This is a genomic window from Arthrobacter sp. E44 (assembly GCF_041877125.1).
In the GTDB taxonomy this organism is placed as follows: Bacteria; Actinomycetota; Actinomycetes; order Actinomycetales; family Micrococcaceae; genus Arthrobacter.
Genome location: NZ_JBHDJA010000008.1, coordinates 148,499 through 173,175 on the forward strand (window position 1 = coordinate 148,499; position 24,677 = coordinate 173,175).

General features: G+C 63.2%; 25 protein-coding genes and 1 pseudogene. 16 read left to right on the forward strand and 10 right to left on the reverse strand.

What is annotated here, in order from left to right; genetic code table 11:
• Positions 1 to 838: 838 nt before the first annotated feature.
• Positions 839 to 1,792 (forward strand): CAP domain-containing protein, encoded by a 954-nt coding sequence (locus ACETK3_RS09450; RefSeq protein ID WP_237430338.1) that lies wholly within the window; start codon positions 839 to 841, stop codon positions 1,790 to 1,792.
• A gap of 348 nt (positions 1,793 to 2,140) precedes the next feature.
• Positions 2,141 to 2,773: a hypothetical protein gene (locus ACETK3_RS09455; RefSeq protein WP_306970260.1), complete on the forward strand. Its 633-nt coding sequence runs from the start codon at positions 2,141 to 2,143 to the stop codon at positions 2,771 to 2,773.
• Positions 2,774 to 2,836: 63 nt separating this feature from the next.
• Here the strand turns inward: ACETK3_RS09455 and ACETK3_RS09460 are convergent, their stop codons facing one another.
• Positions 2,837 to 3,109: a hypothetical protein gene (locus tag ACETK3_RS09460; protein WP_236802474.1), complete on the reverse strand. Its 273-nt coding sequence runs from the start codon at positions 3,107 to 3,109 to the stop codon at positions 2,837 to 2,839.
• A gap of 182 nt (positions 3,110 to 3,291) precedes the next feature.
• Positions 3,292 to 3,474, reverse strand: a complete 183-nt coding sequence (locus ACETK3_RS09465; protein WP_237430336.1) for a hypothetical protein — start codon at positions 3,472 to 3,474, stop codon at positions 3,292 to 3,294.
• Between the two features lie 89 nt (positions 3,475 to 3,563).
• Between ACETK3_RS09465 and ACETK3_RS09470 the strand changes: the two genes are divergently transcribed.
• Positions 3,564 to 4,301 (forward strand): DsbA family protein, encoded by a 738-nt coding sequence (locus ACETK3_RS09470; RefSeq protein WP_373992780.1) that lies wholly within the window; start codon positions 3,564 to 3,566, stop codon positions 4,299 to 4,301.
• Positions 4,302 to 4,321: 20 nt separating this feature from the next.
• Positions 4,322 to 4,816: an SRPBCC family protein gene (locus tag ACETK3_RS09475; protein WP_373992781.1), complete on the forward strand. Its 495-nt coding sequence runs from the start codon at positions 4,322 to 4,324 to the stop codon at positions 4,814 to 4,816.
• A gap of 92 nt (positions 4,817 to 4,908) precedes the next feature.
• Here ACETK3_RS09475 and ACETK3_RS09480 read toward each other — a convergent pair whose 3' ends face one another.
• The 3 genes from ACETK3_RS09480 to ACETK3_RS09490 form a co-directional block, all read right to left on the reverse strand.
• Positions 4,909 to 5,811: an NAD(P)-dependent oxidoreductase gene (locus ACETK3_RS09480; protein ID WP_373992782.1), complete on the reverse strand. Its 903-nt coding sequence runs from the start codon at positions 5,809 to 5,811 to the stop codon at positions 4,909 to 4,911.
• 35 nt (positions 5,812 to 5,846) lie between these two features.
• Positions 5,847 to 6,773 (reverse strand): SDR family NAD(P)-dependent oxidoreductase, encoded by a 927-nt coding sequence (locus tag ACETK3_RS09485; RefSeq protein WP_373992783.1) that lies wholly within the window; start codon positions 6,771 to 6,773, stop codon positions 5,847 to 5,849.
• Positions 6,774 to 6,973: 200 nt separating this feature from the next.
• Complete coding sequence (locus ACETK3_RS09490; RefSeq protein ID WP_373992784.1) at positions 6,974 to 7,801, reverse strand: helix-turn-helix domain-containing protein; 828 nt, start codon at positions 7,799 to 7,801, stop codon at positions 6,974 to 6,976.
• A 91-nt stretch (positions 7,802 to 7,892) separates the two neighbouring features.
• Here ACETK3_RS09490 and ACETK3_RS09495 point away from each other — a divergent pair, with 91 nt between their 5' ends.
• The 6 genes and pseudogenes from ACETK3_RS09495 to ACETK3_RS09520 all read left to right on the forward strand — a co-directional run.
• Positions 7,893 to 8,486: an HD domain-containing protein gene (locus ACETK3_RS09495; RefSeq protein WP_237430332.1), complete on the forward strand. Its 594-nt coding sequence runs from the start codon at positions 7,893 to 7,895 to the stop codon at positions 8,484 to 8,486.
• A gap of 130 nt (positions 8,487 to 8,616) precedes the next feature.
• Entirely contained in the window at positions 8,617 to 9,600 is a 984-nt protein-coding gene (locus ACETK3_RS09500) for a GlxA family transcriptional regulator (RefSeq protein ID WP_236821910.1), read from the forward strand.
• Between the two features lie 123 nt (positions 9,601 to 9,723).
• Positions 9,724 to 10,026, forward strand: a complete 303-nt coding sequence (locus ACETK3_RS09505; RefSeq protein ID WP_142073190.1) for a tautomerase family protein — start codon at positions 9,724 to 9,726, stop codon at positions 10,024 to 10,026.
• 146 nt (positions 10,027 to 10,172) lie between these two features.
• On the forward strand, positions 10,173 to 11,006 hold the full coding sequence (locus ACETK3_RS09510; RefSeq protein WP_237430331.1) for an alpha/beta fold hydrolase: 834 nt from the start codon (positions 10,173 to 10,175) through the stop codon (positions 11,004 to 11,006).
• Between the two features lie 89 nt (positions 11,007 to 11,095).
• Positions 11,096 to 11,653, forward strand: coding sequence for an NAD(P)H-dependent oxidoreductase (locus ACETK3_RS09515; RefSeq protein ID WP_237430330.1), 558 nt, complete (start codon positions 11,096 to 11,098; stop codon positions 11,651 to 11,653).
• Between the two features lie 48 nt (positions 11,654 to 11,701).
• Positions 11,702 to 12,007, forward strand: a pseudogene (locus ACETK3_RS09520) (alcohol dehydrogenase catalytic domain-containing protein); the annotation flags it as partial.
• 103 nt (positions 12,008 to 12,110) lie between these two features.
• Here the strand turns inward: ACETK3_RS09520 and ACETK3_RS09525 are convergent.
• From ACETK3_RS09525 to ACETK3_RS09540, 4 genes are all read right to left on the reverse strand, one after another.
• Positions 12,111 to 13,013 (reverse strand): amidohydrolase family protein, encoded by a 903-nt coding sequence (locus ACETK3_RS09525; RefSeq protein ID WP_236821906.1) that lies wholly within the window; start codon positions 13,011 to 13,013, stop codon positions 12,111 to 12,113.
• 247 nt (positions 13,014 to 13,260) lie between these two features.
• A complete protein-coding gene (locus ACETK3_RS09530; protein ID WP_272910832.1) occupies positions 13,261 to 13,386 on the reverse strand; it encodes a hypothetical protein in 126 nt (41 codons plus the stop codon).
• Between the two features lie 865 nt (positions 13,387 to 14,251).
• The gene (locus tag ACETK3_RS09535; protein ID WP_236802439.1) at positions 14,252 to 14,566 is read right to left on the reverse strand and encodes a CHY zinc finger protein; all 315 of its coding nucleotides are present in this window, start codon (positions 14,564 to 14,566) and stop codon (positions 14,252 to 14,254) included.
• Positions 14,563 to 15,222: a biotin transporter BioY gene (locus ACETK3_RS09540; protein WP_237430329.1), complete on the reverse strand. Its 660-nt coding sequence runs from the start codon at positions 15,220 to 15,222 to the stop codon at positions 14,563 to 14,565. The genes ACETK3_RS09535 and ACETK3_RS09540 overlap by 4 nt, the downstream gene beginning before the upstream one ends.
• Before the next feature lie 350 nt (positions 15,223 to 15,572).
• On the opposite strand from ACETK3_RS09540, the gene ACETK3_RS09545 reads away from it, so the two are divergent.
• The 4 genes from ACETK3_RS09545 (at position 15,573) to ACETK3_RS09560 (ending at position 21,455) form a co-directional block, all read left to right on the forward strand.
• Positions 15,573 to 17,318 carry an L-lactate permease gene (locus tag ACETK3_RS09545; RefSeq protein WP_237430328.1) on the forward strand — a complete coding sequence of 582 codons (1,746 nt, stop codon included), beginning with the start codon at positions 15,573 to 15,575 and terminating at the stop codon, positions 17,316 to 17,318.
• A 52-nt stretch (positions 17,319 to 17,370) separates the two neighbouring features.
• Positions 17,371 to 18,771 (forward strand): FAD-binding oxidoreductase, encoded by a 1,401-nt coding sequence (locus tag ACETK3_RS09550; protein ID WP_237430327.1) that lies wholly within the window; start codon positions 17,371 to 17,373, stop codon positions 18,769 to 18,771.
• 75 nt (positions 18,772 to 18,846) lie between these two features.
• Positions 18,847 to 21,030: a malate synthase G gene (locus ACETK3_RS09555; RefSeq protein WP_373992785.1), complete on the forward strand. Its 2,184-nt coding sequence runs from the start codon at positions 18,847 to 18,849 to the stop codon at positions 21,028 to 21,030.
• On the forward strand, positions 21,027 to 21,455 hold the full coding sequence (locus tag ACETK3_RS09560) for a heme-binding protein (RefSeq protein ID WP_373992786.1): 429 nt from the start codon (positions 21,027 to 21,029) through the stop codon (positions 21,453 to 21,455). The genes ACETK3_RS09555 and ACETK3_RS09560 overlap by 4 nt, the downstream gene beginning before the upstream one ends.
• A 69-nt stretch (positions 21,456 to 21,524) precedes the next feature.
• On the opposite strand, the gene ACETK3_RS09565 is transcribed toward ACETK3_RS09560, so the two are convergent.
• Entirely contained in the window at positions 21,525 to 22,229 is a 705-nt protein-coding gene (locus tag ACETK3_RS09565; protein ID WP_373992787.1) for a FadR/GntR family transcriptional regulator, read from the reverse strand.
• Positions 22,230 to 22,396: 167 nt separating this feature from the next.
• Here ACETK3_RS09565 and ACETK3_RS09570 point away from each other — a divergent pair, with 167 nt between their 5' ends.
• Positions 22,397 to 23,641, forward strand: coding sequence for a 4-oxalomesaconate tautomerase (locus ACETK3_RS09570; protein ID WP_373992788.1), 1,245 nt, complete (start codon positions 22,397 to 22,399; stop codon positions 23,639 to 23,641).
• Entirely contained in the window at positions 23,638 to 24,663 is a 1,026-nt protein-coding gene (locus ACETK3_RS09575) for an amidohydrolase family protein (RefSeq protein ID WP_373992789.1), read from the forward strand. Before ACETK3_RS09570 ends, ACETK3_RS09575 begins: the two co-directional genes overlap by 4 nt.
• Positions 24,664 to 24,677 lie beyond the last annotated feature (14 nt).

Sequence of the window (24,677 nt, forward strand, 5' to 3'; positions counted from 1 at the left end):
ATAACTGCTGTGCAGGCTATTTTCGCCCGAGAATCTAGCTTTTATTTTTTCGCAACTATTGCAAATGCGCAAGAAGTAATGGCCACCTCTTCTGAAAGCCCGGGAAGTCCGGAATCCGCGAGGTGAGCACTGAGCCGGATGCGTACGACGGCGGGTGGGCTCCCGCCGTCGTACGCATCCTGATCGCCGTTCAAGCCAGGGCGGGGAACCTGGGTAGGTGCGTTGGGCCAGACTGTAAGTATGAAGAAGCTTCTGTGGGTAGCACTTTCGGTGTTCGCCGTCATTTGCGCCGTGGCTGTGATGTTGCTGCTGTCGGGCGGTCTCCGTTGATGATCAAGCCCGCCTGCATGGTGGATCAGGCCGGCTACAGGGTTGGTCGTTGTCGCCAACACGTTGGTGCCCAACAGGTACGACAGCAACGCGTGGCGCAAGACTTTGCCCTAGATCGCGTCGGTTTTGAGGCCAGTATCTGAGACTTGGAAGGTCATACCCACGGTGAAGGCCTGGTCTGCGAAGTCCAAGTACCGCGGCCGCTTGCTTTCGTTGGCTGCAGGCCCCAGTTTGGTACGTCCAGTTGCTGCAGCCCATTCCACTGCAAGGGCCTCATTTTCCGTTACGGCAGCGGCGAGCTGCCTGGGCCAGAGGTAGGCGCGGCGGCGGGGAGGCAGTTCCGGGGTGCCGCACCGATGAAGGGCGCGGGGTAGCCGCGGCAGCCGGACTTCCGCAGATTCTGCCAAGACTTTCCGCAGCATCACCACAAATCGGCGGTCCGCGCGATGGGGCCGGGGCAGACTTGTTCCGTCTCCCGGTATTACCCCCGGCCCCAATCAAGGTATCCATGAAATTCACTTCTTCGCGCATGTCCGCGGCAACCCTCGGGCTGCTCCTCACTCTGCCCTCCGGCCTTGCCGCCGCCACCGCTTCCGTCGCCGCGCCGGTCCCCGCCGTCGTCCCGGCTACAACCATCGCCGACTCGTTCACCAAGCAAACCTTCGACCTCATCAACTCCGAACGCGCAAAGGTTGGATCGCGGCCCTTCGTCTGGAACCAGAAGATCGCCGACGTCTCCCAGGACTGGGCCAAGCAGCTGGGCGTAGCTACGATGGATCCCAACTTCGACTTCGCCACCATCCACCGCGCCGACGCCGGCGGCAATGAGATCCCGGCCGGTGCCACCTGGTACCGCGAGAACATCGGGTTCAACTTCAGCCCCGCCCAGCTCGTGAACTGGTGGATGAATTCCCCTGGCCACAAGGCCGCGATGCTCGATCCGCGCGGCACGGACGCAGGCATTGGCTACGTCGTCCCTACCACCGGACCCTACGCAGGCTGGCACCTGATGGTCTCCAACATGGCGGCCTACCCCACCACCCAGATTCCGTCATCCCCGGCTCCGTCCACTGCCCCAACGACGATTTCTTATGAGGGGCATGTTCAAAAAATTGGTTGGCAGTCCAGCGTGTCGAACGGCGAAACTGCTGGCACTGTAGGACAAGCGCTCAGGCTGGAAGCGCTCCGCTTTTCTACATCAGGACAGACGGTTCGAGCGCATGTCCAGAATACTGGCTGGCAAAATTACAGCACTGGAGCGACAACAATTGGTACTACCGGGTTGGCGCTTCGCATGGAAGCAATACAAATCAAATCCACAATTGCCGGTGAGACAATCCGATGCCAAGCACATGTTCAAAATATTGGATGGATGCCCGAGGTTGGTGATGGTGAGGTTTGCGGAACCACCGGCCAGGGACTCCGTCTTGAAGCAGTGCGCTTCCGGGTAGTGCGACAGTAAGAATCTCATGTAGCTGAGTGGGCCACTACGGGTTTCGAGAACGGCGTCCTGGGCTACCCGCCATCAGGCGAGGTTCCCGCCAACCGCGGCGTTTACCAGACCGGCCCCAACGGCAACGTGGCGCAGAACTTCCAGAACGGCGCCATCCGCTGGGGTCCCGCCGGCTCCGGCAACGCCTACTAGGAACCTGACACCCAAGCACCCCTTCCTGCCACCGCGGGAGGGGTGCTGTCCTTTCCGGGCGGTTACCGGCCTCTGCGTAAAACTGTCTGTGGCAGGTGGAACCGGCTATTAGGCTGTCCATGGGCGCCCGAAGTGCCTGTTACTTTGACCCGAAAGCAGTGTCCGTTGGAAAACCGCATCACCCTCATGGCCACGCTGGCCGGCCTGGTCCTGAGCGCCTCAGCCTGCGCTCCCTCAAGCACGGCGCCCACGGCCACCGCCCCCGCCGCTTCTGCACCGGCGACCACCTCCACGGCCGTCGCGTCCTCCGCACCTGTGGGCTGGGGACTGAACCCCAAGGGTGCAGCGGACCGGATCAAAGCCGCAGGACTGCAAGTACTCAACGCCGAAGGCGCCGCCGAACACTTCCATGCGCACCTGGACATCTTCACGGACAGCAAACCCGTGACCGTCCCGGCCGACATCGGCTTCAGCTTCAACCCTGCCGGCCAGCCCAATGGAATCTCCGCGCTCCACAGTCACGACGAAACGGGCATCATCCACATTGAGGCACCCACCGCCGGCGCCACCTACACCCTCGGACAGTTCCTCACCGAATGGGGTGTCCTTGACGGCACCGACAAGACCCCCGGAACGCCACATTCGAACATCGACGGGTGGAACGTGGCGGTCAACGGGACCAAGCGGGACGGGAAGATCACCGACGTCGTCCTGAAAGCCCATGACGAAATCGTGCTGTTCCACGGCACAGCCCCGAATCCTCTTCCTGCCTCGTATACATTCACTGGCGGCCTGTAGGCGCCCAACTGACAGCGCCAAAAAGCCCCGGACCAGTGGTGGTCCGGGGCTCCGCAGATCAACTTACCGCTCTATGGTGACGTTGAGATCCAGATGGATGTTCTCGCTGGCGAGTCGGTCTTGCAGGTACTGGGCGAGGCTCGCGTCGGTGGCTGTGTGCGGTCCCTTCGGGACGGCCCCGCGGAAGACGGCCTGGGTGTTCGTTGAGCGGAGCACGTCCAGTGGCGTTGACCGGAGGTGTCCGTCGGTCAGGCGTTCGATGTCGGTGCGGAAGGTGCGTCGGTGGTCCTCGCGCATGGAGGCGCACATGGTGAATGGAATGAAAGCTACGGGCAAGGGGGTCCTTTCGAGCGAGGCAGCCAGCGGTCGGCGCCTCACGTTGTACAAGGCAGAAACGGCCCCTTCTATTCCTTCCCCGGCGCAGGTCCGAGACCCCTTGGTCTTTCCCCACTCTCAAGTAGCAGGATCACGTCGAGGTGGGTGGGCACTAAGCCCCTAGCCCGGGTCCAGGAGGAGACCTAGCCTTTATACCGCCCTACCACTGTCCATGCTGCGCCCTTGTCGAGGCTCCGCACTTCTGGGCCGAGAACTACTACGCCGCCGCTGATGCGATCGTCCGCGTTGATGGCCGTAAGGTCTACCTCTCGCTTGACCGCCAGGGCCTCGACGCCCAGCAGTGAGCCGTCCTGGAGTTGGTGCATTTCCAGGCGCTTCGCGGCACACTAGGGGCATCCGAACCGGGGTTTCCGTTGATTAGACGAGAGTTACCACCCAATGTAAGGGTGGAAGCATGGATGCCGATGTTAACTTCTATTTCGACCCGGTGTGCCCTTTCGCCTGGATGACCAGCAAATGGGTGCGGCAGGTGCAGGCGCAGCGCGACTATACGGTGGACTGGCGGTTTATCTCGTTGCGTCTGGTCAACTCGAACGTTGACTATGACGCGCATTTCCCGCCTGAGTACGAGGCCGGTCATACGGCTGGGCTGCGGCTTTTGCGGGTGGCGGCCCGGGCTCGGGCGGAGCACGGTCGTGAATCGATGGCAGGGTTGTATGCCGCGTTCGGCAGACACATTTTTGAAACTGCGCCGGACCCAGCGATTAAGCACAATGAGGCTGAAGTCCGGGAGCGGCGTGGGACACGCGGGTTCGTTGAGCCAATCCTTGCGGAGGCCGGCCTGCCCCGGGCACTGGCGGAAGCTCTCGACGACGAGTCCTGGGACAGCGAGATCCGGCAGGAGACGGATGAAGCACTGGCGTTGACGGGCAAGGATGTGGGCACGCCCATCATTCACTTTGAACCCCCCGCCGGCGTGGCCTTCTTCGGGCCCGTCATCAGCAGGCTGCCGGACGAAGACTCGGCCACCGAGCTCTGGGACCATGTGGTCGGCCTCGCCCGTTTCCCTGGGTTCGCCGAGCTAAAGCGCAGTCTGCGCGAACAGCCACAGCTTCCTGCCCTCGGGTTCACGCCGGGTACGGTCGGCAAGCAAGAGGACTGGCACGGCGGCAGCCGACGGCAGAAGAAATAAGCGTCTGCAAGGATGGATGCATGAATACGGCAAACACGCGCCATCACCAGGAGTCAGTCACGGTCAACGCTTCAGCGGAGATGCTTTACGACCTGGTCTCCGACATCACCCGCACCGGTGAGTGGAGCCCGGTCTGTACTTCGTGCTGGTGGGACAACGAGTCCAGCGCCGGACAGGTCGGTGCCTGGTTCACCGGGCGCAACGAGCTCCCGCACCGGACCTGGGAGACCCGGTCGCAGGTGGTGGCCGCCGAGCGCGGCCGGGAATTCGCCTGGGTGGTGGGTGGCAGCTATGTCCGCTGGGGCTTCACCCTTACACCGGCAGGAACCGGGACGATCCTGACCGAGTCGTGGCACTTTCTGCCGGCCGGGATCGCCATGTTCGAGGAGAAGTTCGGCGACCGGGCGTCCGCTGAGATCGCGGACCGAACGCAGCAGGCGCTCGACGGGATCCCGAAGACGCTCGCCGTGATCAAGCGAATCGCCGAACCGCTCCCCGCGAGTAACGTGACCTGATCATGTCCAGCTCACTCACGGCCTCCCCGTGGCCGCGGTGACCGGGCGGCAGGTCAAGACAGCAGGCCAAGGGCTATCAGGGGTCGCGTGATTCAGCTTGCGCGGCTCGCCCCTGCGACGAGTCGGGCCGCGTCCGCAAGGCCGTTCGCCCCCGCCCGCGCGTAGCGGTCAATGGTGGCAACATCCTGGCCGCGGCTTGTCATCGCTTCGGTAAAGAGGTCCATGTCAATGACCTGCAGGATTTTGAGGTGTTCGGCGTTGTCGGTCGTGACGGCGCCGGTGAGTGCCTCAAGCGCGAAGCTTCGGCCGGTTCCGGAGAGCAGCAGATCCATCAGGGGCCCCATGTTCAGCTTCAGATTGTTGGCCAGCGCCAGGATGTCTTGGGCGTTTTTCTGGTTCATCATGAGGAGGGCATTATTTAGGAGCTTGCCGGTTTGACCGGACCCGACCGCCCCCATGTGTGTGATCTTCGCAGAAAAGGCCGCAAGAACAGGCCTGACCGTCTCCAACGCCTGGATGGGCCCGCCGACTATGGTCGTCAACTGCCGGGCTTCGGCCCCGGACCGCCCACCGCTGACCGGGGCGTCCAGCACCAGCACCCGCGAAGTCGCTGCCCGCTGGGCCATCGACACGGCGTAACCCGGAAGTCCGGTGCCGTGATTGATCAGGATGGCGCCCGGAGCAAGGCTTTCCAGCAGGCCGCCAGTGGTGAGAACCTCTTCGATGTCGGAGTCCTCCCGAAGGCAGAGTCCGACGACGTTAGTGGCGGCCCCCAGCCCGGCAACGGTGTCATGCCGGACGTATGGCAGACCTTGGAGGGCTGCGAGGGAGGCTTCGCGCCGGACCCAGACATGCAGCTGAAATCCTGCGGCCGCGATGGCTCGGGCCATGGGCGCGCCCTGGTCTCCGAGGCCTACCCAGCCCACTTTCGGGTCGTGCAAAAGCACGTTCGGGTCGGTGGGTTCCCAAAGAGTGTCTTGTCCGGTGGTACGCATGTCTTGCTCCCTTCGTCCTGGAGAGTTGAAGTCGTTCATTTAGCACCCTGTGCCAGGAGTTCCGCAGAGAGGTCCCAGAGGCGCCGGGCGTTAGCCGGGTCGAGGGCGTAGGGAGCCACCCCGGTGTAGTCCGGGCCGCGGTGGTCCACGACGGCGGCCTCGTTGACGTCCTCAAAGTAGCGACCGCCGACGCCTTCCAGGTCGGGGGAAGTGGCGACATACAAGGTGGTGGCTGCACCCTGCTGAGGCGTCTTCCGGCGCTCGAGCGGGGTCCGGAGGCCTCCGGTGTGGCGTTGAAGATTTGTGGCAATGGCGCCGGGCATAACTGCATTTGAAGTAATGCCGTCTCGTGCCCAGCGCTCAGTTGCCGCGACCGCGAAGAGTGTCGAGGCCGTCTTGGACTGGCCGTAGGCCAGGAACGGGTCGTAGGGGACGAAGTTGAAGTGTGGATCGTCAAACAACACGGGGGCAAACAAGTGGCCGCTGGAACTCAGGGAAACAATCCGGGCATTTCCGGCCTCTGCCAGGGCTGAGTGCAGGGCGTTGGCGAGGGCGAAATGACCGAGGTGGTTGGTGGCAAACTGCATCTCCCAGCCTTCCGGGGTCCGTTCCAGCTCCGGCAGGGCCATGACGCCGGCGTTGTGGACCAGAACGTGTAGTGGACCGCTCCACTGAGCGGCGAACCCGGAGATAGTGGACAGGTCCGAAAGGTTCACCCTGGCCACAAAGATGTTCGGATTGCCGGTTGAACTCCGGAGATCGGCTGCAACCGGTGCCGCTGCGTTGATGTTGCGGACCGCGAGAGTGACCTCGGCTCCGATGTTGGCGAATGCACGGGCGGTCTCAATGCCGATGCCGGAGGCGCCGCCGGTGATTACGACACGTTTACCAGCGAAATCGATGCCTTCCGTGACGTCGGAGGCGGTTGAGCTGAACCCGTACTTGGTGGAGATTCGTGTCATGGTGATGAGCTTTCTTGCGACGGATAGGAGTCGTGGACTTGAGGCAAAGCACGCTCGACAGCAGCATTTTCCCGGGGGAAAGGCTTCGGTGAGGGGGCTATGACTCAGTGTGCGCTCGTCGAGAAGGGGCAGCCAGAACCTTGGGTTTCATATGAATGCCAGGGCTACCCTGAGGAATCGTCCTGGTTCCTTGTCGAATTTCAGTCCGCTTGTGGAAGGGTGGCAGCCAACCGTTGCAGGGCCAGCTCGGATCGGCTCCCGGGCTCGGCGTGGTGAACGACAAGAAGGTGCCCGTCCGTGCCGGTAACTGCCAGTTTCTCGTGAAAGAGCTCCATGTCTCCCACCAGTGGATGGTGAAGGAGACGTTTCCCCGCGACTTTCGGGCGCACATCGTGGCGGGCCCACAATTGAAGGAAGTAGGGACTGCTCTTTGCCAGGCCAGAGAGCAGTCCCTCAAGTGCAGGGTCGTTGACCCGCTCCCCCACCGAGGCCCTTAAACCGGCAGTGGCCTCCTCCATGACCTGTTCCCAGTCCTCGTAAAGCTCCCGCTCGGCAGGGTCCAGGAACGCTTCCCGGAGCACGTTCGTCCCCACTTTGTTCCTCGGCGACAGCGCGACTGCCAACGGGTTGGCGGCGAGGACGTTCATGAAGCGGTCCTGCACGAAAGCCGGGACATGGGCCAAGGTCTTCAGCACATGCGAAAGCCCTGTGTCAACGCCTGTTGTCTCTTCCACCCCTGTCACAGCCACGGAGGCCGGCCGCGCCAAACGGTGCAGATGCAGGGTCGACGGAGGATCCAGGCGCAGGGCCCGGGCAAGGGCATCGAGAATCTGCGGGGACGGGTGGTGGTCTTTTCCCTGCTCGAGCCGCACGTAGTAATCAACGCTGATACCCGCCAGCCCTGCGACTTCCTCACGTCGAAGACCCGGGACCCGCCGCCGGCCAAAGCCGCCGAGACCAACATCTTCCGGGCTGACAAGGCCCCGACGGGCCTGCAGGTATTGGCTGAAAGCCTGGTTTTTCGCCACCTTCCCAATCTACGCTCGCCCTGGACAGGTGGCGGACTCTCTCCGCTGTCCTTAACGTGGCAGGGCGAGGAACTCCCATACGCTAAAGATTATGAATACCGATAGCGATGTACTTGCTGCTGCCGAGGATTGGTTGGTTGGGCTCTTGCAACCGCCCATCTTCAACCATTGCGCACGGGTGTTTGAGTATGCCCGAGCCATCGCTGCGCGCGAGGGCTGGGCTGTTGACATTGCGGCTCTGCGCATCACTTCCCTTTTCCATGATGCCGGGACCGCTGATGAGTACGACGGCCCGCAGCGGTTTGAAGTCGAAGGTGCGGACGCGGCCGCGGCGTTCCTGACCACCCACGGGTGGGAAGCAGGCCGGGTTGACTCGGTGTGGGAAGCCATTGCGCTGCACACCTCACCTCAGATTGCTGAGCGCCGGGGACCCGTAGCGAGGTACCTCCGCCTCGGCGTTCGGGCCGACTTCGGGGATGACACCCTGCCGCCTCGTGCGGAGAAGCACCGCTCCGAGGTCCAAGCGACGTATCCGCGGCTTATGATCGAGCAGTGCCTGGGCCAGGCAGTCGTTGAACAGGCATTGCGCAATCCGGAGAAGGCACCTCCATCCTCCTGGCCCGGTGGGCTGCTGCAGGCTCACCTGGGCACAAATCATGTCCAGGGGATCAACCCCGCCTTCTAGCCGCTGCTCAAGCGGTTGCATAGAGTGTGGCCTGTTGTGAACTGATCGGTTCAGGATCCATGATGGGAAAGGCGCCCAAACGAGTGCCTGGAGGCGTGGGCAACGCCGGATGCGAGGACTGCTGAGACAAGTGAGTGAACGAGGCAGGACCATCGGGTTCCTGGTCCACGACAACGTCACGATGATGGACATCGCCGGGCCAGCCGACGTGTTCCATCATGCCAATGCCTTTGGAGCCGACTATAAGACAGTTATGGTTTCAGCGGACGGCCAAGCCAAACGGGCTGCAAACGGGCACTATCTGATGGTGGAAACCACAGCCGGACGGGCAGGTGCGCTCGACACGGTTCTCGTTCCTGGGGCCTACGGCATGGTGGCCAAGCCTTTCGAGCAGGAACTGGTCGATGCCGTGTCCCATCTGACGAACGATGCCAGAAGGATCGCATCTGTTTGCACTGGCGCTTTTCTCCTGGCGCACGCGGGGTTGTTGAACTACCGGAACGCGACAACTCACTGGACCCAGGTCGAGCGGTTCACAAAGTCGTTTCCCTTGGTAAACGTGGTCCCCGATGCGTTGTTTGTGCAGGATGATCCGATCATCACTTCCGCTGGCATCAGTTCCGGCGTGGACTTGGCGTTGTTCATGGTTGAGGACGACTATGGTCCGGACGTAGCCCGCGCCGTCGTCCGGCAAATGGTCATATTCAACCAACGGCCCGGCGGCCAATCACAGCGTTCGGTGGCCGTCGGCGCGAGCTCTTCCCGGGACCACGTCCTAAGGAAACTGTTGGATCAAATCACAGCTGAGCCAGCCGCCGATTACTCGATAGACGCCATGGCCGCAATGACAAATCTCAGCGCCAGCAGCCTTACCCGCAGGTTCCAAGAGGCAACTGGGACCAGTCCGGCCCGGTATGTCGAAAAGGTACGGATCGAAGCCGCGCAGGCAATGCTCCAACGCGGAGCCACTGTTGCCGCAACGGCAGCCGCAACAGGATTCGGGAGTGCAGAGACCTTGAGGCGCGTGTTCACGCAGAAAGTCGGAATGAGTCCCTCCCTGTATCTCGAGCGCCTTATGCCGCGGCACGACGGCGCCGGACACCTCCCCGCGTAACTTCAACAGCCTGACGCTATTTGTGGGTTTCCTGACGGAATCAGCGGGTCCGCTGGCTCTTTCCAGGGACGATGCTGGACCCACCGGGGCAATCCGGAGCACCCACAACCAAAGGAGCAGGCCATGCCCTTCGTAAACGTCAAGCTCGTGGACGGGGTCTTCACCGAAGACGAAAAGCACCGTATGGCGGCAGCACTGACCGACGTGATGGTGCAGTTCGAAGGATCCGAAGCTTTCCGTGAGGTCGTCTGGGTCCTCATCGAAGAACTGCACACCGACGGTTGGCACATCGGAGGGCTTCCCTTCCGGGGACCGGCCAGCCTAATGGACGGCCTCGCCCGTTCCAAAAGTCTCTACGAGTCCATCGATGGCCATCCGGTGACCCGGACGGAACTGGCCGAAAAGGCACCCGTTCGGGACCGGTAACCGGTCTGAAGGTTCGGTGAGGCATCTGCTCCGGCAGCGCGCCCTCGCCGAACCAGACAGCCAGTCCCCACCAAAGCCACATCCTCAATTCGGTGTGCAGACAACTGGAGAACATCCGTTCTCCCCTCAAGAAAAGAAACAGAACCATGGGTTTCATCAAAGTCGGTACGGAAAACAGCACAGACGTCGAGCTTTACTACGAGGACCACGGCACCGGACAGCCGGTTGTCCTGATCCATGGCTACCCGCTGGATGGTGGGTCATGGGAGAGGCAAAGCGCGGCCCTCCTGAACGCCGGCTACCGCGTCATCACCTACGACCGCCGGGGCTTCGGCAAGTCAAGCAAACCGACCACCGGCTACGACTACGACACCTTCGCAGCCGACCTCAACACCATCCTCGAAACCCTGGACCTGCAGGAGGTCGTCCTGGCGGGCTTCTCGATGGGCACGGGCGAAGTTGGACGGTATATAGGCACCTACGGTGAAGCACGGATAGCCAAGGCAGCCTTCCTTGCGTCCCTCGAACCGTTCCTCCTGCAAACCCAGGACAACGCCACCGGCGTTCCTTCCTCGGTGTTCGACAGCATCCGCAATGCCGCCATCGACGACCGCTACGCCTGGTTCGCCGATTTCTACAAGGATTTCTTCAACACAGACACCTACCTTGGAAGCCGTCTCAGCGAGGAGGCCCTGCACAGCGCATGGAACGTTGCGGTCGGCTCTTCCTGGTACGCCTCCTTCGCCGTCGTCGACTCATGGCTGACGGACTTCCGTGCCGACGTCGAGAAGATCACCGTCCCGGCCCTGATTGTCCACGGAACGGAGGACCACATCCTGCCAATCGACGCAACAGGCCGGGAATTTACCAAGCGGCTTCCATCCGCTGAATATGTGGAGATCGAAGGCGCCCCGCACGGCATGCTCTGGACGCACAGTGGCGAGATCAACGAAATCCTGCTCCGCTTCCTGGACAAGTAGCCAAGCCCTGCCACCCCACAGGAGGGCGTGGAACGGACGCTATACACGCCCTCCTGCGGCTTGCCCCTCAATGAAACGGAACCACCCCTATGACACCTGTACGCCACAGGACGCTGATCCTTCTGGACCATCCCGACCTTTCCACCTCCCGTATCAACAAGGCTCTGGCAACTGCGCTTGAGGATGCACCGGATCTTACTGTGCACGACCTCAGACGCATGTACCCGGACGGCCACATCGACCTCGCTGCGGAGAGGGCCGCGGTGCAAGCGGCTGGGAACATCGTCCTGCAATACCCAACCCACTGGTACGCGCCCCCGGCATTCCTCAAAACCTGGCTCGATGAGGTGCTCGTCCGGGGCTGGGCCTACGGCACCGGGGCACCCGGAGCCCTCGCGGGCAAGACACTCCGGGTTGCCACCAGCACAGGCGGTGCCGGCGAGGCTTACTCTCCGGACGGCTTTCACGGGTGGGATTACAACGACATCCTCATCCCGCTGCAGGCCACAGCCCGCCGACTCGGAATGCAATGGCTGAACCCCTTCATCCTTCACGGCGTACGGGACCTGACGGACGAACAGCTGCAGGACCTGGCGCAGGACTACAGGAACCTGCTGTCATTGCGCGCCGTGCCGGAGCACGTCTAAGTGATGCCCGCGCTAACCAACACCGATAGGACAACCACAATGAAGAGCATGTCGACCACGGCCTATGGCGGCCCCGAAGTCATTCAGGAAGTCCACCTTCCTACGCCCGAGCCGGCCGCGGGGGAAATAACCATTGATGTCCAGTACGCGGCCGTCGGCCTCATCGATGCCATCATCCGCCGAGGAACTTTCGCCGACCTCGACTACGTCCCGAAGCCCTCCTATGTACCGGGACTCGAAGTCACCGGGACGGTCCGCGCCCTCGGAGAAGGGGTTACCGGCCTGTCAATCGGTGAGCAGGTGGCAACGGTGACACTTCCGCACAGCGGAGGATACGCAGAAGTCGTAGCGGCTTCACAGCACCAGTATGTAGGCCGCCGATACGCGGTGGAAGGCCGCACCAGCAGGGGTGGCGCACTCCTGGGTTCCCAATTCCCGCTGCTCGATCGGAACAGCGTTAAGGCAGCTGGTCCAGCCGCAGGAGTGCCCGCGGCGTGTGCCAGAGGGCATTCTTCATCCATCGGCTTCCGAGTCCCCAGCTTTCGAGTACCTGAATCTGGTGGCTGTAGGAATAGGGAATCGAGGGGAAATCCGTCCCGAAGACGACTTTGTGGGATAGCCCGGCAAGGATGTCCACATAGCCGGGCGGGATCGGGGCGACCTGTTCCATATAAGAGGTGCCCACCATAGTGGTGTCGAGGTAGACGTGGGGATTGTTTGCGGCAAGCTCGGCGAACTCCCGGTACTCCGGCAGGCCTGCGTGGGCGATGATGAGCACCAGTGCGGGATATCTCCTGATGAGTTCCCGGATAGGTTCAAGTCCGGTGTATTCCCCGGCGTGCGGACCGTTGCCGCAGTGAATGACGACCGGCGCAGCAGAGTCCTCGATGAGCTTCCAGGCCGGTGCAAGCTGAGGGTCCAGGGGTGAGAAACCACCCACCTGGATGTGGACTTTGAAGATCCGCGCGCCTTGTTTCAGGCTTTGCCTGACGACGTTTTCCACGTCTGGCTCTGGGTAAAACGTCGCGGAGTGGATGGCGTCAGCGTGGCTCAAGGCGAATGCTGCCGAGTAGTCATTGAGCCACTGCGCCATACCGGGGCGGTGCGCATAATTCAGGGTGGTGAAAGCCTTCACCCCCATGTCCCGCAGAATCCGCACCCGTTCCTCTTCGGACGCCCGGTAGGTGATGGGCCAGGCGGGAGCGCCGCTGTCCGCCACACGGTCAAAGAACGCCCACACCTTTTCCAGTACCTGGGAAGGCATGAAATGCACATGCAGGTCAATGATTCCCGGCAAGCCCAGTGAGTCCAGGTACGGACGGATCTCCATGTCTGACCGCGGTGCAAGTGCTACAGCCAAGCCGAACCTCCTGCGTTCCATATCCTGTCGGCGCTTGAGCGTCGTCAACCCCCGATGGAGCTCACCAAAGCAAGAGGACTCCTCCGCAGGCGCGGCAGAATCATTGCCCACCCAAGCATATGTACAGTCCCACTGCTACCGCTTATGGCAGGCGGCGGATAGGGCGTGGCGGTGTCGGCGTCTTTGACGCTCGTCGCGCTGGACGACGGCAGGGTCCGCATCTGCCGCCGGCCGCTCCGGCGACGGCTTAGGCCGCCAGGGGCACCGTGCCGGCCTCGACAACGAGCGACTGCCCGTCGGCCGAGACGGCCACCAGTGCGCCGGACTGGAGGTTCGACGGAGGCCCTGTGCATTTAGTCCGGCGGCCGATCATCAGTTCAGCCCACGGGGTTCGGTGTGCGGATGTGGGTAGTGGATGCAGGTTGGCTTATGGTCGATGCGGTACAGCACCATGTTGCCGCAGTGCTTGCACGTCCAGTCTTCAGGCAGGGTCATTCCGTTGGTCTTTCTCTTGGGTTGTGCTGGCAGCAGCAGATGCAGCAGTACGTCTCATGTGGATGAGCGCGCCCGTGCAAATCAGCGCCGTTGCCCGCGCATTTGATGATGGCATTGCCCTCGCGCGCCGGTCCCGGGGCTTGGTCCGGGATGGCGCGGCGATGATTTCCCGTCAGCTCATGCTTTCCGTTTTTGCGTATGGCAATCGCACCGGCAGACCTGTGTCCACGATGGACGGATTGCAGCTCCTGCCGTCACAGTTACGGTGGTGAGTGGATTAGGACTTAACGCTGGCCAGGTGGCGGCCAAACGACATTTCAGGTCGACGGGGCTCCGTGTTGCCCAGCATCATCCCCGCGTTCCGCACGCTCACAGCGGAGGATCACAGGATGGTGTGACCCCCGGGATGCACGCGCCATAAGTGCAGACGCACACGCACAGCAGGGGCTTTCTCAACCAAGGGGATCGGTCCCATACCTGCTGCATGAGTAGGTCACCGCCAAGCTTTCGCTAGCAGGACTTGGTTTACCGTACGCCCATACCGGAGCTGGCGGGGCGAAATCCGACTCTTACAGCCAAAGTTCGACAGTCGTATTACGACAATCCAAGGCACTGTCCCTTGCCAAATAACCGCTGTGGGAGTGGCGAGCCAGAACGGGAGGAGTCAGTCCATGCTGCTAAACATGGCCTCGAAACTGGCAGTCAGTTTGTGCCCTTGGGAAGGATCCATCAGATGGCCTCCGTCACATGGTCTGGAAGTAAAGGTGGGAGTGGGCGGCGCACCTTTCGTTCAGGCGAGCCGCGCAGTTTGGGCACGATGTGGTTGCCAGATAAGCGTGGATGGACATCTCGCATTTGCAGACGCCGCACAGGACTGCTGACTCTGACCACAGCTCCCTTGGCCATGTTTGGGGCTTGTGACCTGCCTCTTCCTCATGACAGAGGTGGCAGGGATAGTACCGAAGACAGCACTTGAACTTAATGGCTATCACATCCACGTCGGTGCGGTAGTGAATGCAGCGGGTTTGGTCGTCTACGGTTCTGCCGAAAACCTTCATAGCGCCGGCCTCGCGTACTTCACGCGGCGGACAAGGATGTCAGGGAAGGCCCTGTGCACAGCCACGGCCGCAACGGATGCTACGGCGTCCTTCACAATATCGCCCGGGTAGAAGATCAGATCACTGGCGAAGGCAGCCTGCCACGACAGTTTGAGGTTCACCATCATGCCGAGCACGCCTGGCATGTGCGATGCGACAACAGTCACCACGATGCTGGCGAGGAAGAACCATAGGCCGCGCCGCCTGGCCGGGAGGCGCCGGATGACTTGCTCGGCAGCGATGCCAAGGAGAAAGGCCGCGAGGAGGAACCCCACTATGTAGCCGGCGGATCCGCCGGCGAGGACCTGCAGGCCCGCTCGGCCGCCCGAGAAGATCGGCAGCCCAACGAATGCAAGAAGGAGGTATAGCGCTACCGCGGCGACGGCACGCGACCCGCCAAGGACGAGGCCGGTCACCATGATAGCCAGAGTCTGCAGCGTGATAGGCACCCCGAAACCTCCCACGGGGATGCCCGGGACGATCGCAGAGGCTGCGATCAGGGCGGCGAACACAGAAATAAGGGCCAGAGACTGAGCGTCCCGCAACCGACGCGGCGTGCCCGGCCCTTCCTCGGCGGGGCGGCTGGCTGCCGAGGTTCGTGTCGTCGGTTGGCTCATGGTTCCTCCTGTGGTCCTTGGCGGCGGCCTTCTCCGAAGAAGGCTACACAGCACCGCCCACGGCCTTTTTGTAGCAAAGCCACGACATCGCGGATGAACTTTGGCGCGATGGCTACAAGCAGCCGTCACCCTGTCGCGTTGGCTACTTCACTTCAGCAGTAAGGCGGTTCCTATTTGCTACTGCAGACAGCCAGGGACCGATGGGATCGATGTGGACTTACCACTGTGGATGAACCACACCAAAAACCATTGACCGCGTTGTGACGTGGGGCATAGTATTCAAACCGCGCCTCTCACTTTCCATTTAGCGGAAACCCTCTTTCATTTTGTTGCAGACAAAGGAGTCTTTTGTGACAACGTTCCACCAGGTTGTCGATCCTCTGGGATCGCTGGTCCTTGGGGCAGTACTCGCGGCCCTTCCTCTCATCCTTCTGTTCATCCTTCTCGGCGTTTTCAGGACCAAGGCCTGGAAGGCTGCTGTTGCGAGCCTCGCCCTTTCCATCGTGCTGGCTGTCACCGTATGGCGGATGCCCGTCGGCCAAGCCCTCAGCGCGACTGCCGAGGGTGCTTTCTATGGCTTTTTCCCGATCCTGTGGATCCTGATCAACGCCTTGTGGGTCTATAAGCTCACAACTGAAACCCGGTGGTTTGAAGTGCTGGGAGCGACAATCCGGTCCGTTTCAAGCGACCTTCGCATCCTGACAATCCTGATCGCATTCTGCTTCGGCGCGCTTCTGGAGGCCCTGGCAGGGTTCGGCGCGCCCGTGGCGATCACTTCGGGCATGCTGATGGCAGCGGGTATGAGGCCCCTCAAGTCCGCAGCCGTCTCGCTCCTGGCCAACACCGCACCCGTGGCCTTCGGCGCCATGGGCTCTCCCGTGATTGCCCTCAGTGGCGTCACCGGAATCCCGCTTGCAACCGTTTCGTCCATGGCCGGCCGGCAGACTCCGTTCCTGGCGCTCATTGTCCCGCTTCTGCTGGTGTTCATCGTGGACGGTAAACGCGGCGTCCGCCAGACGTGGCCCGCCGCAGTTGTCGGGGGAACAGTATTCGCCATCGCTCAGTTCCTTACCTCGAACTACTTCACTGTCGAACTCACGGACGTCCTCGCCGGTATCTTTGCCATCGCAGCTGTCCTGCTTCTGCTCCGGGTGTGGAAGCCCGCCCAGACAATGACGGCCGATTCTGCGGCCGTGGAGGGGGAACCCGAATTCAGCGCGCTGGGCGCTGGGACGGCGGCCGTGGCCGGGCGGGCAGGAGCGTCAGTGGTCGACGGCGGAATGGCCGGTGGAACGGGACGGCCCGGCCAGTTGCCTCGAGGGTCAGCAGGGGAACAGGGTGTTTCCACCCGCCCCTTGCCCCGGGAGATCTGGATGGCGGTAGCACCCTACCTCATCATCATCGCGGTGTTCTCCGTCTCCCAGATACCGGCAGTCAAGTCCTGGCTGACTGCCGGCGGCGGCTTTTCGTTCAGCTGGCCGGGGCTCGACGTCCTCGGCGAGAACGGCAAGCCGGTCTCGTCGCAGACCATGCGTTTCGACCACCTCAAGGCCACCGGCACGCTCCTGCTCATCTCTGGTCTTATCACGCTCGCCCTTTACCGGATTCCATTCGGTGCAGGCGTGAAGATCTACATCAAAACGCTGGCCATGCTCCGGTGGACGATCCTGACCGTATGCTCCGTGCTGGCCCTTTCGTTCGTCATGAACCTCTCGGGTGAAACCGCAACCCTCGGCGTCGCCCTCGCCTCGACCGGCGGGCTCTTCGCAGTGCTCTCTCCAGTGCTGGGCTGGATCGGCGTTGCGCTCACCGGCTCGGACACCTCGTCGAACTCATTGTTCGGACAGCTCCAAGTGACTGCTGCCTCGCATGCCGGCCTCTCGCCGGTGCTGATGGCCGCCACCAACTCCTCCGCCGGCGTCCTGGGCAAGATGCTCTCCCTGCAGAACCTCGCCGTGGCCGCGGCCGCCGTCGGGATCGAAGGGCTCGAAAGCACGCTGTTCCGCCGGCTCCTGGGCTGGAGCATCGGCCTGCTGGCACTCCTTACCGTCCTAGTCCTGCTCCAGACCAACGTCCTCGCATGGATGGTCCCGTGAGCAACCGCACGGCACCAATTCCATCCCCTGCATAACGACCGGAAGGCCCATCATGACCGTTAAGACAGCCTCGACCCCCGCTCCGCACGCAGCGGCCAGCCCCTCGCCCACTGCTGCCGTGCTGGCAGCGCACCCAAGGGCGACCACGGATGCCGAGGCGCGCCAAGCCGCGGCCACGGACCGCTCCGGCTACGTCCCCGCCACAGTTCCGGACGGGGTGGTTATCGCCCAAAGCGTTGACGACGTCGTCGAATTGCTGCGCCTCGCCCACGCCGCGCAGGTCCCCGTAGTCCCGCGCGGAGCAGGGACCGGCCTGGCCGCAGGGGCCAGCGCGCGTGCGGGCGAGATCGTGCTCGACGTCTCCCGCATGAACCGTATTCTGTCCATCGACCCGGTGGAAATGATTGCCGTCGTCGAACCTGGAGTGCTCAACGCCGAGGTCAATGCCGCGGCCGCCCGGCACGGGCTCTTCTATGCACCCGACCCGGCGAGCACCGCAATATGCTCCATTGGCGGAAACATTGCCACGAACGCGGGGGGCATGTGGTGCGCGAAGTACGGAGTGACCCGTGAATCGGTACTCGGGCTGACCATTGTCCTGGCCGATGGGCGCATCCTGCGCACCGGCAGGAAGACGATCAAGGGCGTCACCGGCTATGACCTCAACGCCCTCTTCATCGGCTCCGAGGGAACCCTGGGCGTGGTGGTAGAGGCCACCCTTCGCCTGCGGCCGAGGCCCGTGCGAACGGAGACCCTCGCAGCCTACTTCGCCGACATCGAGGCAGCCGGCCGCGCCGCCTCCGCCATCACTGCTGCACGCATCCAGCCCTCGATCCTCGAACTGATGGACGGCCCCACCCTTGAAGCCGTCGACCTGGCTGAGGGCACCAGGCACCGCGAGCTCGGCGGCGCCTTCCTCCTCGCCCAGACAGATGGCTACGGCGCCCACCTCGAGCTCGACGAGATCGTCCAGGCGATCAGTCCATTCGCCACGTCGGTCCACCGCGCCGCCGATGCCGCTGAGGCCGCAGCCCTGGTCAAGGCCCGGCGCGACGCCATCCCGGCCCTCGAAAAGCTCGGGCGCGTATCGATCGGTGACATCGCCGTCCCGCGGGACCGGCTCGCCGATGCCTTCGCCGGACTCGAGGACATTGCGTCCCGTACCGGGGTGCGGATCTTCAGCGTCGCCCACGCAGCTGACGGGAACCTCCACCCCATGCTCGTCGTCGACCCCCACGAGCCAATCACCGAGGGCCCTGCAAAGGCCGCGCTCGGGGAAATGTTCCACCTCGCCCAGCGGCTGGGCGGAACCCTGACAGGCGAACACGGGGTGGGACTGCTGAAACGGGAATGGGTCGGGGAGGAAATCGGCGAAACGTCCCGCTCCCTTCAGCAGGCAATCAAGGACGTCATCGACCCGGCAGGAATCCTCAACCCCGGCAAAGCCATCTGAAACAGGGCGACGAAGCCCCGTGTTCAAAAATAGAAATTTTCATAACACCGAACCCCTTTATAAGGAGCAAGCAGTATGTCGTCGCATGTGAAGACAAATGGACTCACCGTCGCCGGAGGCTTTTATGCCTTCGTCCGGGATGAGGCACTCCCCGGCACCGGGATCGAGGAGGAGGCGTTCTGGGCTGGGGCAGCATCGGTGATTGAGGAGTTCTCCCCGCAGGTGCGGGAATTGCTGGCAACCCGTGACCGGTTGCAGGAGCAGATCGACGAGTTTCACCGCACCCACGCAGGTCCGGGCGATCCTGAGGCGTACGAGGCCTTCCTCCGTTCGATCGGCTACCTCGCGGAGGAACCGACGGACTTCAGTATCACCACGGAACGCGTGGACCCGGAGATCGCCACAGTCTCCGGCCCTCAGCTGGTCGTACCGCTGTTGAACGCGCGCTTCGCCACCAACGCCGCCAACGCCCGTTGGGGTTCCCTCTATGACGCGCTCTACGGCACAGACGTGATCGATGAGGCGGAAGGGCGTGAGCGCAGCGGCGCCTATAACCCCGTCCGGGGTGCTGCCGTCGTGGCCATCGGCCGGCAGTTCCTCGACGAACACACTCCTCTAGCGTCCGGCTCCCACGCCGACGTGACGGCGTACCGCGTGGTCAACGGCGCCCTGGTTGCCGAAAATGCCGAGGGCACCACCGGCCTCACCGAACCTTCACAGTTCGCAGGTTACCGAGGAACCTCAGCGGAACCGGACGCCGTGCTGCTGGTGCACCACGGTCTGCATATTGAAATCCAGATCGACCGGAACCATCCCATCGGAGCCGGCGACCAGGCAGGCGTGAAGGACATTGTCCTGGAGTCGGCCGTCACCACAATCATGGACCTCGAGGACTCGGTGGCGGCAGTGGACGCCGAAGACAAGGTGGAAGGCTACCGGAACTGGCTCCGCCTCATGCAGGGAACGTTGACCGCTGACGTCGAGAAGGGCGGCAAGACCTTCGCGCGCCGGCTCAACCCCGATCGCGTCTACACGGCACCGGACGGATCGGAGCTGACGCTGCCCGGCCGCTCCTTGCTGCTTATCCGCCAGGTGGGTCATTTGATGACCAGTGACGCCGTCCTGGACGCAGCCGGCAACCCGGTACCCGAGGAGATCCTTGACGCTCTCTTCACCGGCCTTGGCTCTGTGCACGACCTGCGCGGACCCAACGCGGGGAGCAACTCCCGGACCGGGTCGGCCTACATCGTCAAGCCCAAGATGCACGGGCCCCATGAAGTAGCCGTTGCCTGCGCGCTGCTCACAAAGGTGGAATCCGTCCTGGGCCTGGACCCGCTGACCCTCAAGATCGGCATTATGGACGAAGAGCGCCGCACCTCCGCGAACCTCAAGGCGTGCATCTGGGAGGCCCGGGACCGGGTGGCGTTCATCAACACCGGATTCCTGGACCGGACCGGAGATGAGATCCACACGTCGATGTTCGCCGGACCGATGGTCCGCAAGGCTGACATGCGCTCCACCAGCTGGATCAAAGCCTACGAAGACGCCAACGTGGACATCGGACTCGAATGCGGTTTTGCCGGCCGGGCGCAGATCGGCAAAGGCATGTGGGCCGCGCCGGACAACCTGGCGGACATGCTGGAGCAAAAGGTTGCCCATCCCCTTGCCGGCGCCGACTGTGCCTGGGTCCCATCCCCGACCGCGGCGACACTGCACGTCATCCACTACCACCAGGTCGACGTAGATGCCCAGCAGGCACAGCTTGGCCAAGCGCGCCGCTCCACCCTGCGGCAACTGCTCACCATCCCGGTGGGAGATCCGGCAGGCTGGGACGAAGATGCCCGGCGCAGCGAACTGGACAACAACATCCAGAGCACCCTGGGCTATGTCGTCCGCTGGGTCAACGCCGGCATCGGCTGCTCCAAGGTCCCGGACATTCACGGCACGGCGTTGATGGAGGACCGCGCCACCTGCCGGATCAGCTCCCAGCACATTTCCAACTGGCTCCTCCACGGCGTTATCACCGCGGAGCAAGTGGAGGATTCGCTGCGGCGCATGGCGGAGGTGGTGGACGAACAGAATGCCGCTGATCCGGATTACCTGCCGCTATCGCCGTCATTCGACACCGAAGCCTTCCTGGCCGCCCGGGAGCTCGTGCTCACGGGCACTGCCCAGCCCTCCGGGTACACCGAACCAATCCTCCACCGCCGCCGCGAAGCGCAGAAACACACCACCGACCTTGCCAGGAGCGCATCTTGAGCCTTAACCTCGACACCGCCCAATCCATCATCGCCGAGGCACTCGCAACAGGGCAGCAGCACGGCTTCAAGCCGCTGACCGTCGTCGTGCTCGATCCGGGAGGACACGTTATCGCCGCCGCCCGGCAGGACGGCGCTTCGAACAACCGCTTCGAAATTGCCCACGGCAAGGCATATGGAGCCCTCGCCCTCGGCATGGGGTCACGGGCCCTCATGGAACGGGCCGAGCAGCAGGCCTACTTCATTGCGGCCGCAGCTGCTGCCATCGGCGGGCGTCTCATCCCGGTGCCCGGCGGAGTACTCGTCCGCGGCAGCGACGGCGAAATCCACGGTGCCGTCGGAATCAGCGGCGACAGCTCCGACAACGACGAGACCGCAGCATCCAAGGCGATCCAGGCCGTGGGGCTCACAGCACAAGTGTCCTAAGGCAATCCGACTACCCAACGCTTCCAGCCGCCGGAGAGAAAGTGTCCGGCGGCTGGCGCGTGTCCGGGCTTACAGGGCCTGACCGTAGAACCAGTCGATGTGTTCACGGACGAGACGGGCCGCCACCGCCCCGTCCCGTGCCTCAACAGCATCGAAGATACCGTGGTGGTGTGCCCGAAGGACGTGAACCACTTCCTCCCATGCCCCCTGCCGCGCCGCTGCCTCGCTGATATAGTCGCGGATCGCCTCGCGCATCGACTCCATCATCGTGCTCACGACGACGTTGCCTGCCAATGCACTGAGGGCGACATGGAACTGGGCGTCCAGGAGGGTGAAGATTTCAGAAGGCAACCCTTCATCGTCCATCGCCTCAAGCAGCAGCCGCGCGTCATCGAGCTGCTCAGGAGTCCACGAAACGGCAGCGGCATGCTCAAGCGCCCACGTCTCAGTCATGATCCGCGCCTCCACGATGTCCTTGAGGGGAAGCTGCTGGCTCGCAACGTGCATGCGCAGGGCTCCGCCCAGGGCATGCGATGGGTTCGAGACCACAACAGTGCCTGAGTTTGGCCCCGACCCCGTCGAGGAACGGACAACGCCCATCACTTCAAGTGACCGGATAGCGTTCCGCACGGACGCGCGTGAAATCCCGAACTGCTCCGCCAGGGCACGTTCGCCAGGCAGTCTGTCACCGATCTTGATCGCCCCTGAGCGCAGGCTCTCCTCTACATGGCGCAGCACAGCGTCGTGCACCCGGACCGCGCCAAATTCAGTCATGGAACAATCATGCCGCAGTAGGTCGCTCCCCGGGGTAACAGTGAGAGCGCAATCAACGGTCAACATAAATGTACAAGAAATTGTTGACAATCCTGAATGTAACTTGGTTCACTTGAGGCGACGGCGCGGTTCCAAGTGCGCCCTCCCGGACCTTCAAAGGACAAACCATGGACAAGGCCATTTCTGCTGCGGCCGCTGCGGACTCCCCCGCGTTGGACTCCAGCCGCCAGGATCCTGCTGGGCCACGCCCCGCCGGCGGCCAGTTTGCAGTGCCGTGCTGGTTGATGCGGGGCGGGACGTCCAAGGGCCCGTTCTTCCGGGCCAGTGACCTGCCCACCGATATCCCAACCAGGGACGCCATTCTGTTGGCTGCCATGGGTTCCCCGGATCCCCGGCAGATTGACGGGCTGGGCGGCGCCCACCCGCTGACCAGCAAGGCCGGGATCGTCTCGGTCAGTGGACGCGACGGCGTGGACCTGGAGTTCCTGTTCGCGCAGCTCCAGCCCACCACCGACACCGTGGACACGACTCCGAACTGCGGAAACATGCTCGCAGCAGCGCTCCCCTTCGCGATCGAGTCTGGACTTTTAACGCCCGACGGCGACACCACCACGGCGCGCGTCCTCACCTTGAACACGAATATGGTCGCCGAGATCACCGTCCAAACGCCCTTGGGCCCGGACGGCCGGTATGTCGACTATGAAGGGGACGCCAGGATCGACGGCGTCCCCGGCAGCGCGGCGCCGGTGACCATCAACTTCCTGGACACCGCCGGTTCCGTCTGCGACTCTCTCCTGCCCACCGGCAACCTCCGCGACACCGTGGACCTCCCCGGCGTCGGACCCGTCGATGTCACCTGCATCGACAACGGGCAGCCCCTGGTGATTATCAACGCCGGCGACCTGGGCCGCACGGGCCGCGAGGCCGCCGTCGACCTTAACAAGGACGCCGAACTCAAGGGACGCCTCGAGGACCTGCGCCTGACCTGCGGGAAGCTCATGGGCCTGGGGGACGTGGCGGAGAGGAACTACCCGAAGATGACGCTCGTTTCCCCGCCCACCGCGGGCGGGGCGATCAACACGCGCAGCTTCATCCCGCACGTCTGCCACGAATCCATCGGGGTACTGGCGGCGGTGACCGCCGCAACCGCCGCGACCTTGAAGGGGACTGTGGCGCACGACGTCGCATTCCTGCCGGACGGGACGGACCTTACGGTGTCGGTGGAACATCCCAGTGGCGAATTCACCGTCCAGCTCGGCCTGGACCCCCGTGACCCCACCCGAGTGGTCAAATCCGCGCTGATCCGCACCGCGCGGCTGATCATGGCCGGGGATGTCATGGTCCCCCGCGGTCGCTGGAACCCCGCCACTAACGAGCCTTCAGCGCCTTCCTCCCAGGAGCACCAACTGTGATCATCGATATCCACGGCCACTACACCACGGCCCCCACGGCCCTTGGCGACTGGCGCGACCGGCAGGTCGCGGCACTGCAGGACCCTGCCTTGGCACCGACCCCCGCTGAGCTGAAGATTTCCGACGACGACCTGCGCGAAAGCATCGAAGCGAACCAGCTGCGGCTCATGGATGAACGCGGCATCGACCTCACCGTCTTCTCGCCCCGCGCGTCCTTCATGGCCCACCACATCGGCTCCTTCGAAACCTCCGCCGAGTGGGCGGCGATCTGCAACGAGCTCTGCTACCGGGTCAGCCGGCTCTACCCCGAACGCTTCGTCCCTGCCGCGATGCTTCCCCAGTCCCCCGGCGTGGACCCGGCCACCTGCCTCCCCGAGCTCACGCGCTGCGTGGAGGAATACGGTGCCGTCGCGCTAAACCTGAACCCGGACCCCTCCGGGGGCCACTGGACAGCACCGCCGCTCACGGACCGGTACTGGTACCCGATCTACGAGAAAATGGTCGAGTACGACATCCCTGCCATGGTCCACGTGAGCACCAGCATCAACCCCGCCTTCCACACCACCGGCGCGCACTATCTCAACGCTGACACCACCGCAGTCATGCAGCTCATCCAGGGAAACCTGTTCGCGGACTTCCCCACCCTGAAGCTCGTCATCCCCCACGGCGGCGGCGCGGCCCCCTACCACTGGGGCCGCTTCCGCGGCCTGGCCATGGCACTGGGCAAGCCCGCCCTGGAAGAACACCTGCTGGACAATGTCTTCTTCGACACCTGCGTGTACCACCAGCCCGGCATCGACCTGCTCCTGAACGTCATGCCCACCAAGAACATCGTGTTCGCGTCCGAAATGATCGGCGCCGTCCGCGACATCGATCCATGCACGGGGCACAACTTCGACGACACCCACCGTTACATCGACGCAGCGGGACTGACTGAAGCGGACCAGGCCGCCATCCAGGAACTCAACGCCCGCACCGTCTACCCCCGCCTCAACGCCCTGCTCAAACAGCAGGGCCGCTAAGCCCCAGGAGCCAC